The sequence below is a fragment of the Streptomyces sp. NPDC059080 genome, from assembly GCF_042739975.1.
Taxonomy (GTDB): domain Bacteria; phylum Actinomycetota; class Actinomycetes; order Streptomycetales; family Streptomycetaceae; genus Streptomyces; species Streptomyces benahoarensis.
Genome location: NZ_JBHYGX010000005.1, coordinates 54,707 through 70,905, shown reverse-complemented (window position 1 = coordinate 70,905; position 16,199 = coordinate 54,707). Strand labels below are relative to the sequence as shown.

Sequence of the window (16,199 nt, the reverse complement as noted above, 5' to 3'; positions counted from 1 at the left end):
TACGTCAAGCCCGCCCCCACCGGGCTGAGCCTGCTCCCGACAGTACCCATCACCCACCACCCGGCGACCGCCGAGAACGGACCGGAGCACCGGTTTTGACGGGACCCTGATGGGCGGGGCGGGTGTGTCGGGGTGACGGGCGCACGGGGCGGGGGCGCCGCGGAGCTGTCTCCCCGGAGCAACGACACCGCACGGCGATCGGGTGGAGAGGACGGCATGAACGAAGCGGCAGCCGGGACGGCCCACGGGGACGGGAGCCGGGCACCGGGGCAAGAGCCCGGTCAGGCACAGGGCCGGGAGCCCGGTCGGACACGGGGCCGGGAGCCCGGTCGGACACGAGGCTCGGCGCTCCCGCCCGCGCCCGCGGAGGAACCGGAACCGGGGGCCAGCTACACCCCAGGCGACGAGCCGATACCGGGGGGCGGCTCCGCACCGTGCGACGAACCCGTACCGAAGGCAGAGCCGCCCCCGGACGAAGACGGCAGCCTCTACGTCCTACCAGCATCCGCACCCCTCGACCTCGACGCGTCCCTGACCTGCGACTGGCGCGAGGGCGACGCGTGGTGATCTAGGCACCGGGGATGTTGGGCGCGGGCGAGATCCCGCCCTCCTGGATCACCCCGTCGCTCAACTCAAGCACGCGATCCGCCAGACCGACGAGGTGCGGGTCATGGGTCGCGACCAGCGCCGTGACACCCTCGCTGCCTACTACGGCACGCAACAGCTCCATCACCTCTCTCCCGGTCTCGGCGTCCAACTGTCCGGTAAGTTCGTCCGCAATGAGGAGAGGCGGCTGGTTGACGAGCGCCCGGGCGATGGCGACGCGCTGCTGCTGTCCGCCGGCGAGCTCACCGGGACCTGTCACGCCGCATCTCCAGCAGCCCGTTTTCGTCGAGGTCGGCCAGGGCCCGTCCCGTCCACGGTGACCTGCAACCGCCATCAGAACACCACCCAGTGACGCAGTGACGCAGTGACGCAGTGACGCAGTGACGCAGTGACGCAGTGACGCAGTGACGCCAAACTGACATATCGACTCTGCGCCCCGCCAACCCTTCTCGCCCCACTCCGTCCTGCTTGCCGCACCGCGCCCCTACCGCGTCAACACATCGCCCCCAAACTCACTCCACCTCGCAAGCCACACTCACACCACACAGCAAGCCACACTCACCCCGAACACATGGATGCCCGTGGCCGCACCCTCTCGGGTACGTCCACGGGCATCCATCTCTCAGCGCTCGACCGAGCCAACCGCACGACGGGGACGGACACAGGCGGCGAACCGCCCGCCCCGCCCCCCGCGGTCAGCGGATCTCGGTGGTCTCCGGCCCGCGCTCCAGGCGCTCCACCCCACCGCCGAAGCGGGAACCTTCGGCCGGCTCCTGCTGTACGCCGTCGGGCACCATCTGGGCGTCATCCGGCAGCTTCAGGACGATCGGGTCACGCGGCGCCATCGGGGCGTCACCCCGGATGACGACGGTGTCCTGGAAGATGTGCTCCAGCACGCTGGCGGCCTCCGGCTGCACCGCGCCCTGGCCGGAGATGACGCCGCGCAGGAACCACCGCGGGCCGTCGACGCCGACGAAGCGCACGACCTGCACACCGTTGGTGCCGTCGGGCAGCTGCACAGGGACCTGGGCGCGCAGTTCCCAGCCGAGGGGGCCCTCGACCTCGTCGATGACACCGCCCTGCTGCGTGATGCCGGAGGCGATCTCTTCGCGGACCTCGCCCCAGATGCCTTCGTTCCTGGGTGCGGCGAACGCCTGCACCTGCACGGCGCTGTCCTGGAGGACGACGGTCGCGGCGACGATCGCGTCACCCGCGACCTCCACCCGCAGCTCCATGCCGTCGACGCCGGGGACGAAGAGCCCTCCCAGGTCTACGCGGCCCTCGCCGGGGTTCTTGACCTCGGACACGTCCCAGGGCCCGTCGGGACGGGGCGCGGGCGGCAGAGCGACCCTCTCCTCCCCCGCGCCCGCGTCGGTTTCGCTCACCGCGGCCTCATCGGCGAGTTCCGTGTCCTCCGCCGGCTCGTGCGCGCTCTCGTTCTTCTTGCGACGTCCGAACACGTCACTGTCCTTCCCGGTCGGCACCGACCGATGCGTATTCATTCCCGCCCGTGGAGCCGCCCACCGCCGCGTGACCGCCGGTGGACCCGAATCCCCCCTCGGCCCGCGCCGAGCCGGGAAGTTCCGCCACCTCGTGGAAGCGCACCTTCTCGACCTGCTGGACGACCAATTGGGCGATCCGGTCGAACCTCTCGAACCGCACGCTCTCGCGCGGATCCAGATTGACCACGATCACCTTGATCTCTCCACGGTACCCGGCATCGACCGTCCCAGGGGCATTCACCAGCGCCAGTCCGCACCGGGCGGCCAGGCCGGACCGGGGGTGCACAAAGGCGGCGTACCCGTCGGGCAGGGCGAGGGAGATACCGGTGGGCAGCACGACGCGCTCCCCCGGGGCGAGGTCGGCAGCCTCGGTGGTCACCAGGTCGAGGCCCGCGTCGCCGGGGTGCCCGTACGAGGGGACGGGGACCTCGGGGTCGAGGCGGCGCAGCAGCACATCGACCGGGTTGCGTCGTTCGCTCACGGGTTCACCTCGAAGGCGCGGGCACGCCTGGTCCGGTCCGGGTCCTCCATGGCGGCCCGGATCTCCTCGCTGCGGCCGTTGTCGATGAAGTGGTCGACCTTGACCTCGATGAAAACGGCGTCGGCGCGAACGGCGAGGGGGCCGTCGGGGGCGCCTATGCGGCCGACGGCGGTGGAGTAGATCTTGCGGCCGTCGACGGCAGTGACGCGTGCGTCCAGGTGCAGGACGGTACCCAGGGGGACGGGGCGCAGGAAGTCGGTCTCCAGGCGGCCGGTCACCGCGATCACACGCAGCAGCCAGTTCAGCGAGCCCAGGGTCTCGTCGAGCGCGGTGGCCAGCACGCCGCCGTGAGCCAGGCCTGGAGCACCCTGGTGGGCCTCCTTGACGGTGAACTCGGCGCGTACGCTCACGCCGTCACCGGCGCGGGCCTCCAGGTGGAGGCCGTGCTGCTGGCCTTCGCCGCAGCCGAAGCAGCGGTCGTAATGGGCGCCGAGGAGTTCGCCGGGGGCCGGGGCGTCAGGGTGCCGGACCGGGGCGACGGCGCCCTCGGGGGGCGTCAGCCGCGTCCTGGGTTCGTCAGTTCCACTCACGAGTGCAGACCCTACCCGCGCGCGCCGAGGGCCCGCGCCGCCGTGCCAAGCTTGTGCCATGCAGTCGTACGAAGAACGTCTCACGGCGCCCCGTTCCTGGTGGCTTGTCGCCGTGCTGGTCGGTGTGGCCTGTGCCTTGATGCTGCTCCCCGTGGGGACGCTGCCGATGCTCGGCGGGCTGATCGGCGGGTGCGCGCTGTCGGCCGTGGTGGTGAGCGCGTACGGGTCGGCGCGGATCCGGGTGGTCGGTGACGCGCTGATCGCAGGGGACGCGAAGATCCCGGTGGCGGCGCTGGGTGACGCGCAGGTGCTGGACGCCGAGGAAGCAGTGGCCTGGCGGACGTACAAGGCCGATGCGCGGGCGTTCATGATGCTGCGCAGTTACATCCGGACCGCGGTGCGGGTGGAGATCGTCGATCCGTCGGATCCGACACCGTACGCGTATCTGTCGACGCGGGACCCGGAGCGCCTGGTGGCGGCGCTGGCTGCTGCGCGCATCTGACCGGCGGCCGGGAGGTTACGCGGTTTCCTGCGGCCCGGGCAGTGGGCCGGGGGCCGCGACGTCGGGGAGGGCGTCCCAGGAGACCTGGCGGGTGCGCAGGTCCTTGCGGAGGGTGTCGGCGAGCTTGCCCGTCTCGCGGCGGTTGAGGAACGCGCCGACCGCGGCGCCGACCATGAACGGGGTGAGGTTGGGCAGATTGCGCAGGGTGCGCTTCATGATCTGCTGGCGCAGCTCGCGTCTCATCTGGCCGCCGAGCGCGAGGTTGAGCGTGGCGGGCCGGACGACGTCGATGCCGCGTTCCTCGGTCCAGGAGGTCAGGTAGGCGAAGCCGCGCTGCCCGGTGGTGCCCTGGGGGCGCAGGCCGTAGACCTCGTGGAGTTCGGCGATGAGTTTGATCTCGATCGAGGCCACGCCGACGACTTCGGCGGCCAGCTCGGTCGGCATCGCCGGTGGTACGGGCAGCATGGCTGCCGCCCCGACACCGGCGCCGACGGCCGCGGTGGCCCTGGTGGCACCCGCGACGAGCTTGTCGGCGAGCTCCTCGGGGGTCAGGCCGGGGAACTGGGTACGCAGGGCCGCGAGGTCGCGGACGGGGATCCGCGGGGCGATGGCGATGAGCCGGTCGGCGAGTGCGGCGAGCTGGGCCCGCACGCTGCCGCCGCCGCGTACGGCGCCTTTGCCGATCGTGGCGGCGAGCGAGGCCACACGGCCTCGCTCCTGCGGTGAGCCGGCCGTCCGCTCCGTGGGGAGGGCGGTGGGGTCGGCGGGCACGGGCGCGTATTCTCCGCGTGATCGTGCGCCGGCCGCCGGGCCTTTCCCGCCCTTGAGGCCCTTACGGAACGGGTTCACGCCTGCCACGGCGCCGACCGGTCTCAGGCCGCGCAGTCGCGGCAGATCGGGTTGCCGTTCTTGTCCTCCGCCGCGAGCTGGCTGCGGTGGTGGACCAGGAAGCAGCTCATGCACGTGAACTCGTCCTGCTGCTTGGGCAGGACCCGTACGGCGAGCTCCTCGTTGGACAGGTCGGCGCCGGGGAGTTCCAGGCCCTCGGCCTGCTCGAACTCGTCGACGTCGACCGCCGAGGCGGACTTGTCGTTCCGCCGCGACTTCAGTTCCTCGATGCTGTCCTCGTTGAGGTCGTCATCGGTCTTGCGTGGGGTGTCGTAATCCGTAGCCATGTCGCTCTCCCCCTCTGGGTGTCTGCGGTGCCTCAGCGCTCGTAACGCGTGAGAGGCCGGACTTGTGCCCGACCTGAGGCGGAGATTTTGCCTCACATCAAGGTCTGTTACTCAATCGACACCCAACCGCACCCGGAAGGGGTGATCGGTTTGGATGGCGAACTGGACCGTACACGGTCCGAATGCCGCATCGCGCGGATGCCAACCCGTGTACTTCCCGTGATCAAGGCTCCGGGAAACCCGGATTTTCCCGGCTTTTCGCCGGGCGTTTCGCTCACGGAGGGTGGAGGGGCGGAATGCAACCGCTGTGAGCGATCACACATGGAAAGGGCGGCGGGAGGGCCGTCCGAATTCCGCGCAAAGCGAACTCGGCGAAGGATGACCGCCCGGCCCCCGTTCCGTCAAACCGCGCATCGCCCGCATGGCGCTGTACGGCCGCCCAGCGGGCTTTCGTACACGCATACGTCCGTTGACGTACGAAAGCGTCCGTCCGCGCCCCAGCGGGCCGCACAGCGCGTCCACGCCGCCCCGCCGGCCCCTCGGGACGACGGCCGACTCAGAGCGGGAGCACCACGCGCATCGTGAGGCCACCGCCTTCGCGCGGCTCCGCCGTGATGGTGCCGTCGTGGGCGCGGGCCACCGAACGCACGATGGACAGCCCCAGGCCGACGCCCTTGTCGCTGCCGGTCCGCTCGGTGCGCAGCCGCCGGAACGGCTCGAAGAGGTTCTCCACCTCGTAGGCGGGGACCACCGGGCCCGTATTGGAGACGACCAGCACCGCACAGCCCGGTTGCGGCTCGGTGGTGACCTCCACCCAGCCGCCCGCGGGGACGTTGTAGCGCACGGCGTTCTGGACAAGGTTGAGCGCGATCCGCTCCAAAAGGACGCCGTTGCCCTGGACGAACACCTGACGGCGCGCCCCGCGGAACTCGATGCCCCTCTCCTGCGCCTCGCCGCGGGCCTGGTCGACAGCCTGAGAGGCGACCTCGGCCAGGTCGACCGGCCTCTTGTCGACAATCTTGTTCTCGCTGCGGGCGAGCAGCAGCAGTCCCTCGACGAGCTGCTCACTGCGTTCGTTGGTGGCCAGCAGCGTCTTGCCCAGCTGGGTCAGCTCCGGCGACGCGTCCGGGTCGGCGAGCTGCACCTCCAGAAGGGTGCGGTTGATCGCCAGAGGGGTGCGCAGCTCGTGTGAGGCATTGGCGACAAAGCGCCTTTGCGACTCGAAGGCCCGGTCAAGGCGGTCAAGCATCTCGTCGAAGGTGTCCGCCAGCTCCTTCAGCTCGTCGTCGGGCCCGCCCAGCTCGATCCGGCGGTGCAGATCGGAGCCGGCCACCCGCTGCGCGGTGCGGGTGATCCGCCCCAGAGGCGACAGGACCCGCCCCGCTATGGCGTACCCGAAAGCGAACGCGACGACCGTCAGGCCGAGCAGCGCCAGCAGCGAGCGGTTGAGGAGGGTGTTGAGGGCGAAGGCACGCTGGTGCTGGATGCAGTCGCCGACCGCGCGGTTGAGCTGATCGACGTCGGCTACCGACGACAGGCCGCTGCAGGTGCTGCTGGAGATCCGCAGACTCTGCGCGTCGATGATCTTGAACGGCAGCTGGTTCCCGGCGCCCAGAGCATCGGCCGCGAGGATGTAGATGATCGCCAGCAGCACGATTCCGGCCATCAGGAACATGCCGCCGTACAGCAGCGTGAGCCGTATCCGGATGGTCGGGCGCAGCCAGGGGAAGGGCCGGACGTTGACCGGCTTCGGGTCCCAGGTCGGCTTGGGCGGGGTGGGGGGTGACGTGGGCATCCCCTTGGAGAAGGAAGGCATGTGCTCAGATCCGGTATCCCGAACCGGGGACGGTGACGATCACGGCGGGCTCACCCAGCTTGCGGCGCAGCGTCATGACCGTGACGCGGACGACGTTGGTGAACGGGTCGGTGTTCTCGTCCCACGCCTTCTCCAGCAGCTGCTCGGCCGAGACCACCGTTCCCTCACTGCGCATCAGCACCTCCAGGACCGCGAACTCCTTGGGCGCGAGCTGCACCTCCCGGCCATCCCGGAAGACCTCGCGGCGATTGGGGTCGAGTTTGATACCGGCGCGTTCCAGGACGGGCGGCAGGGCGACGGTCGTACGGCGCCCCAGGGCGCGCACCCGGGCGGTCAGCTCGGTGAAGGCGAACGGCTTGGGGAGGTAGTCGTCGGCGCCGATCTCCAGGCCCTCCACACGGTCGCTGACGTCCCCGGAGGCGGTGAGCATCAGGACGCGGGTGGCGATGCCCAGCTCCACGATGCGGCGGCAGACGTCGTCGCCATGCACGAGCGGCAGGTCACGGTCGAGGACCACGACGTCGTAGTCGTTCAGCTCGATCCGCTCCAGGGCTGCTGCGCCGTCGTAGACCACGTCGACGGCCATGGCCTCCCGGCGCAGTCCGGTGGCCACCGCATCGGCGAGCAGTTGCTCGTCCTCGACGACGAGAACACGCACGTCGCAAATCCTTCCGCAAAGCCCCGCAGGCGGGGCACATCAATGTCTCAGAGCCCTTCCATCCTGCCCCGAAGAGCCATAAACCGGCGGTAAGGGGGGCTCGCGGGGCGCGCAGGCCCCGATTCGCCGGATTCGCGGGCGGGTTGAGGTTTCCCTGAGGTGGCGTGGGGGGAGGACGACTGCACACCCGCGATCACGCCCCGCCAGGCGTCTCTTGACGACCCTCCGCAGGGATCATGCCGTGATCGACCCACCCGTCGGCACACAGTGCCAACCCGGACCCACGACGAGGGGGCGCACCATGGACGCGTTCACCGCAGGCATTCTGCAGCGCATACGGAACACCGAAGCCGTTCTGGACCGGGCTCGTGCGTCGGGCGACGACTACCTCGTCGACGTCGAGCAGGCAGAGCTTGAAGACCTGCAGCGCCTGGCCATCGAGTACGGAGTGGAGGTCGGCGCGGTCCGCGCCTGACGTCCACCGCACGCCGCCGCGCCCCGGTCACCGCACAGGTGCCGGGGCGCAGTCGTGGCGTGGCGCCGTCAGTCGTGCCAGGCGCCCAGATCCTCCAGCAGCGGCTGCAGCACGCCGAACACCTCGGGCGACGCGGCGACGGTCAGCTCGTGGGAGGCGGGCTCGCCGGGACGGCCGCCGGTGAGTGCCCCGGCCTCGCGGGCGATGAGCACTCCGGCGGCCAGGTCCCACGGGTTCAGCCCGCGCTCGTAATAGCCGTCGAGGCGGCCGCACGCCACATCGCACAGGTCGATGGCGGCCGATCCCCCACGCCGGATGTCGCGGACCTGCGGCACCAGCGTGCGCACCACCTCGGCCTGCGCGGCACGACGCTCGGCGAGATAGCCGAAGCCCGTACCGATCAGGGCCTGGGAGAACGGGGGCGCGGGCCGGTGGCTCACGCGCTCCCCGTTGTTGAATGCACCACCCCCCAGAACTGCGTGACAGGTCTCACCGCGCATCGGGGCGGCCACCACGCCGACGACGGCCTCGCCGTCCTTTTCCGCGGCGATGGAAACGGCCCAGGAAGGCAGTCCGTAGAGGTAGTTGACCGTCCCGTCCACGGGGTCGATGACCCAGCGCACGCCGCTGGTGCCGGCGACGCTGGCGCCCTCCTCGCCGAGGAACCCGTCGTGCGGCCGGTGCTCGGTGAGAAAGCCGGTGATCAGCTTCTCGGAGGCGATGTCCATCTCGGTGACGACATCGATGGGGCTGGTCTTCGTGGCGGCCACACCGAGGTCGGCGGGACGGCCGTCACGCAGCAGCCGGCCGGCCCGGTCGGCGGCCTCAAGGGCCAGCTGGAGAAGTTCGTCGTACAGCGGGTCGGACACGGGGCTCCTTGCTCGGTCGAGCGGCGGGCGGACGGCAGATGGCGGCGTGTGCGCCTTGCGGGGCGAGCCGCCGCGCTAGAGGGCGACGGGGCCGGTCCAGTCGGCGCCGGCGGCCGCCGAACGGGGCGTGCGGGCCGGGCAGCAGCCGACCGGGCACAGGTCGTGCGAGGCGCCCAGCGCTCCCAGGGCGCAGCGCCGGGGGTCCCGGCCGCGTTCGGTGGCGGCGCGTTCCAGGAGGAGGTCGCGTACGGCGGCGGCGAAGCGGGGGGCGGCCCCGACGGTCGCCGACCGGGCGACGGGCAGACCCAGCTCCGCGGCCTTGGCGGCGGCCTCGGTGTCGAGGTCGTACTTGACCTCCATGTGGTCGGAGACGAACCCGATGGGGGCCATCACGACAGCCGGAACGCCCTGCCGGTGCTGTTCCTCCAGGTGATCGCAGATGTCGGGCTCCAGCCACGGGATGTGGGGGGCGCCGCTGCGTGACTGGTAGACGAGGTGCCAGGGGTGATCGACACCGGTCTCCTCACGCACCGCGTCGGCGATCACCCGGGCCACGTCCAGGTGCTGCGCGACGTACGCGCCGCCCGCCCCGTCGGTGGTGTGGTCGGCCGGCGTGCCCGAAGTGTCGGCGGCGGCGGCGGGGATGGAGTGGGTGGTGAACGCGAGGTGCGCGCCGTCGCGGACGTCCTCGGGGAGCGCCGCGAGGGAGGCGAGCACGCCGTCGGCCATCGGGCGGACGAACCCGGGGTGGTTGAAGTAGTGCCGGAGCTTGTCGACCTGCGGGACGGCCAGCCCTTCGGCCTTCAGGGTGGTCAGCGCGTCGGCGAGGTTCTCGCGGTACTGGCGGCAGCCCGAGTACGAGGCGTACGCGCTCGTGGCGAGGGTCGCGATACGGCGGTGACCGTCACGCACCATGGCGCGCAGGGTGTCCGTCAGATAGGGCGCCCAGTTGCGGTTGCCCCAGTAGACGGGGAGATCCAGGCCGTGGTCGGCGAAATCCTTGCGGAGCGCGTCCAGCAGACTGCGGTTCTGAGCGTTGATGGGGCTGACGCCGCCGAACAGGAAGTAGTGCTGCCCCACCTCCTTGAGACGCTCGCGGGGGATGCCGCGGCCGCGGGTGACGTTCTCCAGGAACGGGACGACGTCGTCGGGGCCTTCGGGGCCGCCGAAGGAGAGCAGCAGCAGGGCGTCGTAAGGACGGGGATCGCACTGTTCGGGCATGTCTCGATCCTCCCACCGTTCGTCACGACGCGACGGGGCAGGCCCCGGCAGCCCCGTGTGCGCAGCACGGGGCCGCGCTCCACCCGTGCGCCCACGGGTGACGGCATCGGTCCGTCCCTATGGGACAGCCGTCACGGCCTATGGGGCAGCTGTCACGGCGCGCTGGGGACGTCGCGCAGTCCCCCGGGGGCCGGGCGGAAACGGGGGCGCAGCGGGCCGCGCAGCTCGAGGCGGATGGGCCGGGAATGCGGAGGCGGCCGCTCCTCCGTCCCCCGTAAGCTGTATCGGCCACAGACATCCCTTACCGATCTTCGGTCCTCACCCGGCGGAGCACCCTCGTTGCCCAGTCCCTACCGCGCCATATTCGGCCCGCCCGGCACCAAGTCCTTCTCCGCCGCCGGACTCCTGGGGCGGATGCCGCTGTCGATGCTGGGCATCGGCGTGGTGACCATGGTTTCGCAGCTGACCGGCCGCTACGGCCTCGCCGGGGCACTGTCGGCGACACTCGCACTGTCCGCGGCGCTCCTGGGGCCGCAGATCTCCCGGTTGGTGGACCGCTACGGACAACGCCGGGTGCTGCGCCCCGCGACGCTGATGTCGGTGATCGCCGTCGCCGGTCTGCTGCTCAGCGCACAGCAGCGCTGGGCCGACTGGACGCTGTTCGTGTACGCGGCGTGCGCGGGGTGCGTGCCGAGCGTCGGCGCGATGGTGCGGGCACGGTGGGCGGCGCTCTACCGGGGTTCGCCGCGCGAGCTGCACACCGCGTACTCGTGGGAGTCGATCGTCGACGAGTGCTGCTTCATCTTCGGCCCCATCCTGTCGATCGGGCTGTGCACGGCTTGGTTCCCGGAGTCGGGTCCGCTGCTGGCGGCCGTCTTCCTGGTGGCGGGAGTGTTCTGGTTGACGGCGCAGCGCGCCACGGAGCCGGTGCCGCATCCGCGTGTCGAGCACGCCGCGGGGTCGGCCCTGCGGGCGCCGGGGCTGCAGGTGCTGGTGGTGACGTTCGTGTCGACGGGCGCGATCTTCGGCGCGATCGACGTGGTGACCGTCGCCTTCGCCGAGGCGGACGGCCACAAGGGGGCGGCCAGCCTCGTACTGGCCGTCTACGCGCTGGGTTCCTGCCTGGCGGGCGCCGTGTTCGGGCTGCTGCACCTGAAGGGGCACGCATCCCGCCGGTGGGTGGTGGGCGTGTGCGTCATGGCGGTGAGCATGGTGCCGCTGCAACTGGCGGGAACGCTGCCACTGCTGGCCGTCGCACTGTTCGTCGCGGGGCTGTCGGTCGCGCCCACGATGGTGACGACGATGGCGCTGATCGAGGAGCATGTCCCCCGGGAGAAGCTGACCGAAGGCATGACGTGGACGAGCACCGGCCTCGCGGTAGGTGTCGCACTCGGCTCCTCCGCCGCCGGCTGGGTGGTGGACGTCGCGGGCGCGGGACGCGGCTATCTCGTCCCGTGCGCGGCGGGACTCCTCGGCGCCGTGGTGGCCCTGCTCGGATACCGCCGCCTCCGCCCCGGGGCCACGGCGGCTGGACCTGCCGGGATTGTGCAGCAGGGCGGACCGACGGGCGGCGAGGAACGGGCTGATGGGAAGCGGGTGCTGTAGGTGGGGTGAAGTGGCCGGTACGGGGGCGCGTGTCGCAAGGAGGTGGTGGTGACTGCGCGAATGGGCGGGATGACTGGTGACTGTCACATTCGCGTAAGTCGCTTTGTCGATAGTGCAGTGTGGTGACCTGGCGAGCGCACGGCATCCACCCGATGGCTCGCCGGGACGACGCGCCGCACGCATGCCTACTGGGGCGCGACAGCGACAGCGACAGCGACAGCGACAAAAGCCAACATCCAACAACCCTCGCGCGATGTCGACAATCCCTCGGCGTATGAACCACTGACCGTGACACACGCTTACCGAGACACCCCCGGGCGCACCAGTTTGCACTGACACGTAGCCACCACCACGCCAAGCTCCCCCTCGTACGGCCAACGCGCCACTCCGATGAAGCGTCAGGCGATACGACGTGTCCGAGAGGCGGCGACTTCCACCCACTCCCGCCCCCGTGTGATTCTCATCACCTCCCCTGAACTGGCCAGTAACGGCTGGCATCATGCGCTCAACTCAGACCGACGGCAGCCCTGTCAGGGGCCGCCCGCACAGGGAGGGGACGTCACCATGGCAGTCAGCGACGCCGTCGGCGGCTCGGGAGGACGCGGCAGCGGAGGGCCGTGGCGGAACTGGGCGGGGAACGTCTCCGTCCGGCCCGCTCGCACCGTGGCCCCGGCGAGTAGCCAGGAGTTGGCGGCCTCCGTCCGGTCCGCAGCTGAGGACGGATTGACCGTCAAGGCCGTCGGCACCGGCCACTCCTTCACCTCGGTCGCCGCCACCGACGGGCTGCTGATACGCCCGGAACGCCTATGCGGGGTGCGCGACATCGACCGGGACGCCGGGACGGTCACAGTGGCGGCCGGTACCCCTCTGCACCACCTGAACCGCACGCTGGCCGCGCACGGACTGTCGCTGACCAACATGGGCGACGTCACGGAACAGACCGTCTCCGGGGCGACCGCCACCGGGACGCACGGTACCGGCCGCGAGTCCGCCTCCCTCGCCGCGCAGATCACCGCCCTGGAACTGGTCACCGCCGACGGGTCGGTGCTGCGTTGCTCGGCCGAGCAGAACGCGGGTGTCTTCGCCGCGGCCCGGCTCGGCCTGGGGGCGCTCGGCGTCGTCACCGAGCTGACGTTCGCGGTGGAGCCGGAGTTCCTGCTGACCGCCCGCGAGGAACCCATGCCGTTCGACGAGGTGACCGACCGGTTCGAGGAGCTGGCCACCGAGAACGAACACTTCGAGTTCTACTGGTTTCCTCACACCGGCAACTGCAATACGAAGCGGAACAACCGCAGCCAGGGACCCGCCGCACCTCCCGGGAAGGTCCGCGGCTGGATCGAGGACGAGTTGCTGTCCAACGGCGTATTTCAAGCTGCCTGCACCCTCGGCCGGGCCGTCCCGGCGACCGTCCCGGCCGTCGCCAAGCTCGCCAGCCGTGCCCTGTCGGCGCGGACGTACACCGACATCCCCTACAAGGTGTTCACCTCGCCGCGCCGGGTGCGGTTCGTGGAGATGGAGTACGCGCTGCCCCGTGCAGCCGCCATCGGCGCACTGCATGAGCTGAAGGCTCTCGTGGACGGGTCGGGTTTCAAGGTGTCGTTCCCGGTGGAGGTGCGGTGCGCACCGGCCGACGACATCGCTTTGTCGACTGCCTCCGGTCGCGACACCGTGTACATCGCGGTGCACATGTACCGGGGCACGTCGCACGGTGCGTACTTCGCGGCCACTGAGCGGATCATGACGGCCCACGGCGGCCGTCCGCACTGGGGCAAGCTGCACACCCGGGACGCGGAGTATCTGTCGGGTGTCTATCCGCGGTTCGGTGAGTTCATCGCGGTGCGTGACCGGCTCGACCCGGGGCGGCTGTTCGGCAATGCCTATCTGCGGCGGGTACTGGGCGAGTGACGACGCGGCTGCGGCCGGCGCCCCGGGGAGGGGTACCGGCCGCGGCCGCGGGTGGATGCCGTCAGGACGGGTTCGGGGCAGGATCCTGAGAGGCGGTCTTCCCTCCGGTGCCCTGGCCACCGATACCCGCGTCGCCGGTGCCGCTCTTGCCCCCGGCCGGTCCCGTGGGCTCGGGCGTGGTCGGTTCGGACGAGGAGGTGGCACCGTCGGACGGCGTGGGCGCGGGGGTGGTCGCGGACGATTCACCGTTCGCACCGCCACCCGGGCTCGGCGTGCTACCGCTGTCCGGACCGGCGGTGGGGTCCGGAGCACCGGTGGGGGTGCCGTTGTCGCGCCCCGTGCCGTGGGAGTGATCCGGACGGGGCGACGCCGGGGTGTCGTCGGGAGCCGTGTCACGCTGGCTGCTACTGGTGTGGGTGATGCGGCCGAGCGTGGTGCCGGAGCTGCCGCTCGGGGTCTCCCCCGTGATCAGCTCGATGCCGGTGACCACCCCCATGGCGAGCACGAAGATGCCGACCGCACCGAGGACCGGCCGACGCCAGCCACGCATCCGGGTCCCGTACGTGGCGGTGACGGTCTCGTCACCGGGGAACCGCGCCGTCTCCGCACCATCGGCGGGCCCTCCGTGCGGGCGCGCCACGCCCAGGGCGACGGTGTGCTCGTCGAGACGCGGCACCAACTGCGTACGGTCCGTGACGCCCGCCGGGCGCCCCGCACGCAGGGCACGGGTCGCGTCGTCGGACGGCATGTCCGCTCCGGGGCGGAGCAGACGGGTCGCCGCGTCGTCCCCGGTGGGTGGCTGTGCGTCCGCCCGGGGCAGCAGTTGGGTGCGGGTGTCGTCCACCGGGGCGGCGGGTTTCACGGCTGCCGCCGTGACCGCGTCCTGCGCCCCGTCCCAGTCAAAGGTCGGCAGCATCGTGGTGGCCGCGGTATCCGGGCCGCCCTTCCGGGGGGTGCGGGAGTCACGGGGCCGGGTGGCGATCGTCGCCTCCTTGATCTGCTCTCCGGTACGCCGGAACAGATGCTGGAAGACCGAGCCGCCGGTGGTGGCCACGATACTGACCACTCCGGCGCCGATGATCGTTCCGTAGACGCCGAGCTGACCCGCGAGGTAAGCGGCGACGGCTGCCGCGAGAGCACTGCCCGCGACCTGAGGAACGCTCAGATCGATCCGCTTCTCCTTACCCTTTCGTTCGATTTTGGTTTCTTCGTCCATCTCCAGCCCTTGATCAGCATTTCGATCCACCTTGCACACCAAAGATACTTTTATGCGAAGGGAATTGTTCCGGATCTGGCGATTCTGTGAACCTTGCCACCTGTCGTTGTGGTAGAGAGATCGACAAGGCGACTCAACTCCGTTGTCGCACCACAACTTCAGCGACGCGGCGGTGCACTTCAGTGGCCCGAATGGAGTACTGTGGCGAGCCCTGGCCCCAGGACTCCGTACGGCTGCCCGGACTCACAGGGGAGAGGGGCCCAACAGGTGGCACCCGCCCTGGAGCGCCGCCGCTCAGCACGGGTGATCGGTCCCAGGGCAGGCGATACGGACACCGGCGTTGCGAACAGGTAACCGTCTCGCTTCGGCGTTTACGGACTCCGGTCCGATCCGCCGGGCAACTCGACAATGTTGTGGCAGGCTGCACCCCGGGCAGGCCACACTCGACCAGCGGAAGCAGCGACGCACGTGACGTCGGCAGGCACCACCCGGGAGGTCCCCATGCCCGAACTGCGTGTCGTGGCCGTCTCCAACGACGGCACACGGCTGGTGCTCAAAGCTGCGGACAGCACCGAGTACACCCTGCCGATCGACGAGCGGCTGCGCGCCGCGGTCCGCAACGACCGCGCACGCCTGGGCCAGATCGAGATCGAGGTCGAGAGCCACCTGCGGCCGCGGGACATCCAGGCGCGGATAAGAGCGGGTGCGTCCGCCGAGGAGGTCGCCCAGCTCGCCGGGATCCCCGTCGAACGCGTCCGCCGCTTCGAGGGGCCGGTGCTCGCCGAGCGTGCCTTCATGGCCGAGCGGGCCCGTAAGACGCCCGTGCGGCGCCCCGGGGAGAACGCGGGGCCGCAGCTCGGTGAGGTGGTGGCCGAGCGGCTGTCACTGCGCGGCGCCGACAAGGACAGCGTGCAGTGGGACTCCTGGCGCCGCGACGACGGCACCTGGGAGGTGCTGCTGGTCTACCGCGTCGCCGGTGAGCCGTTCTCCGCGGCGTGGACGTACGACCCGCCCCGGCGGCTCGTCCAGGCTGTCGGCGAGGACGCGCGGGCGCTGATCGGCGAGGCCGACGACACCCCCGAGCCCAGCTTCCCGTTCATCCCGCGGATCGCACGGCTGCCGCGTGACCGGCCGCTGGACCGTGCCCTGGACCGGCAGACGCCGGACCGCACGGAGCGCGCGGAGCGCGTCGCCCCCGTCGAGGAGGAGGCCGCATCGCAGGTCGCCGAGGAGGCCACCGCTGAACGGGAGCGGGATTCGCTGACCAGCCTGCTGGAGGCAGTGCCGAGTTTCCGTGGCGACATGGTCGTACCGGACAGCGTCACGACGCCGGTCGACGAGCCGATGGACGACGAGGTCGAGGAGCCGGCCGCACCGGCGGCCAGCGCGGGTGCCGGGTCCGCGTATGCCGACGTGCTGATGCCGCGCGCGGTCGCCGGGCACCGTGACCGGCTGACCGGGACCACCGACCGGCAGGCCGAGGCCGACGGTGTCCGCCCCGGGCGCCGTGCCGCCGTGCCGAGCTGGGACGAGATCGTCTTCGGCACCCGGCGCAAGAAGCAGGAGTGAAGCAGGAGT

15 protein-coding genes and 1 pseudogene are annotated in these 16,199 nt (G+C 70.9%); 5 read left to right on the top strand and 11 right to left on the bottom strand.

Features of this window, described 5'->3' with window-relative positions; all coding sequences use genetic code 11:
* Positions 1 to 568: 568 nt before the first annotated feature.
* The 4 genes and pseudogenes from ACFWWQ_RS05385 to ACFWWQ_RS05370 all read right to left on the bottom strand — a co-directional run.
* Positions 569 to 856 (bottom strand): annotated as a pseudogene (locus ACFWWQ_RS05385) (ATP-binding cassette domain-containing protein); the annotation flags it as partial.
* Between the two features lie 445 nt (positions 857 to 1,301).
* The gene (locus tag ACFWWQ_RS05380; protein ID WP_384590460.1) at positions 1,302 to 2,066 is read right to left on the bottom strand and encodes a DUF3710 domain-containing protein; all 765 of its coding nucleotides are present in this window, start codon (positions 2,064 to 2,066) and stop codon (positions 1,302 to 1,304) included.
* 1 nt (position 2,067) lies between these two features.
* Complete coding sequence (gene dut, locus ACFWWQ_RS05375) at positions 2,068 to 2,589, bottom strand: dUTP diphosphatase (protein ID WP_384590457.1); 522 nt, start codon at positions 2,587 to 2,589, stop codon at positions 2,068 to 2,070.
* Positions 2,586 to 3,179 (bottom strand): PaaI family thioesterase, encoded by a 594-nt coding sequence (locus ACFWWQ_RS05370; protein ID WP_384590453.1) that lies wholly within the window; start codon positions 3,177 to 3,179, stop codon positions 2,586 to 2,588. The genes dut and ACFWWQ_RS05370 overlap by 4 nt, the downstream gene beginning before the upstream one ends.
* A 58-nt stretch (positions 3,180 to 3,237) precedes the next feature.
* On the opposite strand from ACFWWQ_RS05370, the gene ACFWWQ_RS05365 reads away from it, so the two are divergent.
* Positions 3,238 to 3,681: a DUF3093 domain-containing protein gene (locus tag ACFWWQ_RS05365; protein ID WP_384590450.1), complete on the top strand. Its 444-nt coding sequence runs from the start codon at positions 3,238 to 3,240 to the stop codon at positions 3,679 to 3,681.
* 15 nt (positions 3,682 to 3,696) lie between these two features.
* Here the strand turns inward: ACFWWQ_RS05365 and ACFWWQ_RS05360 are convergent, their stop codons facing one another.
* The 4 genes from ACFWWQ_RS05360 to ACFWWQ_RS05345 all read right to left on the bottom strand — a co-directional run bounded on the left by ACFWWQ_RS05360 (position 3,697) and on the right by ACFWWQ_RS05345 (position 7,330).
* On the bottom strand, positions 3,697 to 4,539 hold the full coding sequence (locus ACFWWQ_RS05360; protein ID WP_384590446.1) for a hypothetical protein: 843 nt from the start codon (positions 4,537 to 4,539) through the stop codon (positions 3,697 to 3,699).
* Positions 4,540 to 4,553: 14 nt separating this feature from the next.
* Positions 4,554 to 4,856 carry a DUF4193 domain-containing protein gene (locus tag ACFWWQ_RS05355; protein ID WP_016575747.1) on the bottom strand — a complete coding sequence of 101 codons (303 nt, stop codon included), beginning with the start codon at positions 4,854 to 4,856 and terminating at the stop codon, positions 4,554 to 4,556.
* Between the two features lie 556 nt (positions 4,857 to 5,412).
* Positions 5,413 to 6,672, bottom strand: a complete 1,260-nt coding sequence (locus tag ACFWWQ_RS05350; protein WP_384590442.1) for a sensor histidine kinase — start codon at positions 6,670 to 6,672, stop codon at positions 5,413 to 5,415.
* Between the two features lie 4 nt (positions 6,673 to 6,676).
* Positions 6,677 to 7,330, bottom strand: coding sequence for a response regulator transcription factor (locus tag ACFWWQ_RS05345; RefSeq protein ID WP_143941515.1), 654 nt, complete (start codon positions 7,328 to 7,330; stop codon positions 6,677 to 6,679).
* A gap of 301 nt (positions 7,331 to 7,631) precedes the next feature.
* On the opposite strand from ACFWWQ_RS05345, the gene ACFWWQ_RS05340 reads away from it, so the two are divergent.
* Complete coding sequence (locus ACFWWQ_RS05340) at positions 7,632 to 7,805, top strand: hypothetical protein (protein ID WP_384590439.1); 174 nt, start codon at positions 7,632 to 7,634, stop codon at positions 7,803 to 7,805.
* Between the two features lie 68 nt (positions 7,806 to 7,873).
* Here ACFWWQ_RS05340 and ACFWWQ_RS05335 read toward each other — a convergent pair whose 3' ends face one another.
* Positions 7,874 to 8,674, bottom strand: coding sequence for an inositol monophosphatase family protein (locus ACFWWQ_RS05335; protein WP_384590436.1), 801 nt, complete (start codon positions 8,672 to 8,674; stop codon positions 7,874 to 7,876).
* A gap of 75 nt (positions 8,675 to 8,749) precedes the next feature.
* Positions 8,750 to 9,895 (bottom strand): ferrochelatase, encoded by a 1,146-nt coding sequence (locus tag ACFWWQ_RS05330; RefSeq protein ID WP_384590433.1) that lies wholly within the window; start codon positions 9,893 to 9,895, stop codon positions 8,750 to 8,752.
* A gap of 339 nt (positions 9,896 to 10,234) precedes the next feature.
* On the opposite strand from ACFWWQ_RS05330, the gene ACFWWQ_RS05325 reads away from it, so the two are divergent.
* Positions 10,235 to 11,500 (top strand): MFS transporter, encoded by a 1,266-nt coding sequence (locus ACFWWQ_RS05325; protein WP_384590429.1) that lies wholly within the window; start codon positions 10,235 to 10,237, stop codon positions 11,498 to 11,500.
* Between the two features lie 564 nt (positions 11,501 to 12,064).
* Complete coding sequence (locus tag ACFWWQ_RS05320; RefSeq protein WP_384590426.1) at positions 12,065 to 13,405, top strand: D-arabinono-1,4-lactone oxidase; 1,341 nt, start codon at positions 12,065 to 12,067, stop codon at positions 13,403 to 13,405.
* Between the two features lie 61 nt (positions 13,406 to 13,466).
* Here ACFWWQ_RS05320 and ACFWWQ_RS05315 read toward each other — a convergent pair whose 3' ends face one another.
* Entirely contained in the window at positions 13,467 to 14,621 is a 1,155-nt protein-coding gene (locus ACFWWQ_RS05315; RefSeq protein ID WP_384590423.1) for a hypothetical protein, read from the bottom strand.
* Positions 14,622 to 15,122: 501 nt separating this feature from the next.
* Between ACFWWQ_RS05315 and sepH the strand changes: the two genes are divergently transcribed.
* Complete coding sequence (sepH, locus tag ACFWWQ_RS05310; RefSeq protein WP_384590420.1) at positions 15,123 to 16,190, top strand: septation protein SepH; 1,068 nt, start codon at positions 15,123 to 15,125, stop codon at positions 16,188 to 16,190.
* Positions 16,191 to 16,199: the final 9 nt, after the last annotated feature.

What these genes read in the sequence shown, in the direction of transcription:
- ACFWWQ_RS05365 (WP_384590450.1), top strand. Translation starts at nt 3,238, where the DNA reads ATGCAGTCGTACGAAGAACGTCTCACGGCGCCCCGTTCCTGGTGGCTT.
- ACFWWQ_RS05355 (WP_016575747.1), bottom strand. Translation starts at nt 4,856, where the DNA reads ATGGCTACGGATTACGACACCCCACGCAAGACCGATGACGACCTCAAC.
- ACFWWQ_RS05350 (WP_384590442.1), bottom strand. Translation starts at nt 6,672, where the DNA reads ATGCCTTCCTTCTCCAAGGGGATGCCCACGTCACCCCCCACCCCGCCC.
- ACFWWQ_RS05340 (WP_384590439.1), top strand. Translation starts at nt 7,632, where the DNA reads ATGGACGCGTTCACCGCAGGCATTCTGCAGCGCATACGGAACACCGAA.
- ACFWWQ_RS05330 (WP_384590433.1), bottom strand. Translation starts at nt 9,895, where the DNA reads ATGCCCGAACAGTGCGATCCCCGTCCTTACGACGCCCTGCTGCTGCTC.
- ACFWWQ_RS05320 (WP_384590426.1), top strand. Translation starts at nt 12,065, where the DNA reads ATGGCAGTCAGCGACGCCGTCGGCGGCTCGGGAGGACGCGGCAGCGGA.
- ACFWWQ_RS05315 (WP_384590423.1), bottom strand. Translation starts at nt 14,621, where the DNA reads ATGGACGAAGAAACCAAAATCGAACGAAAGGGTAAGGAGAAGCGGATC.
- sepH (WP_384590420.1), top strand. Translation starts at nt 15,123, where the DNA reads ATGCCCGAACTGCGTGTCGTGGCCGTCTCCAACGACGGCACACGGCTG.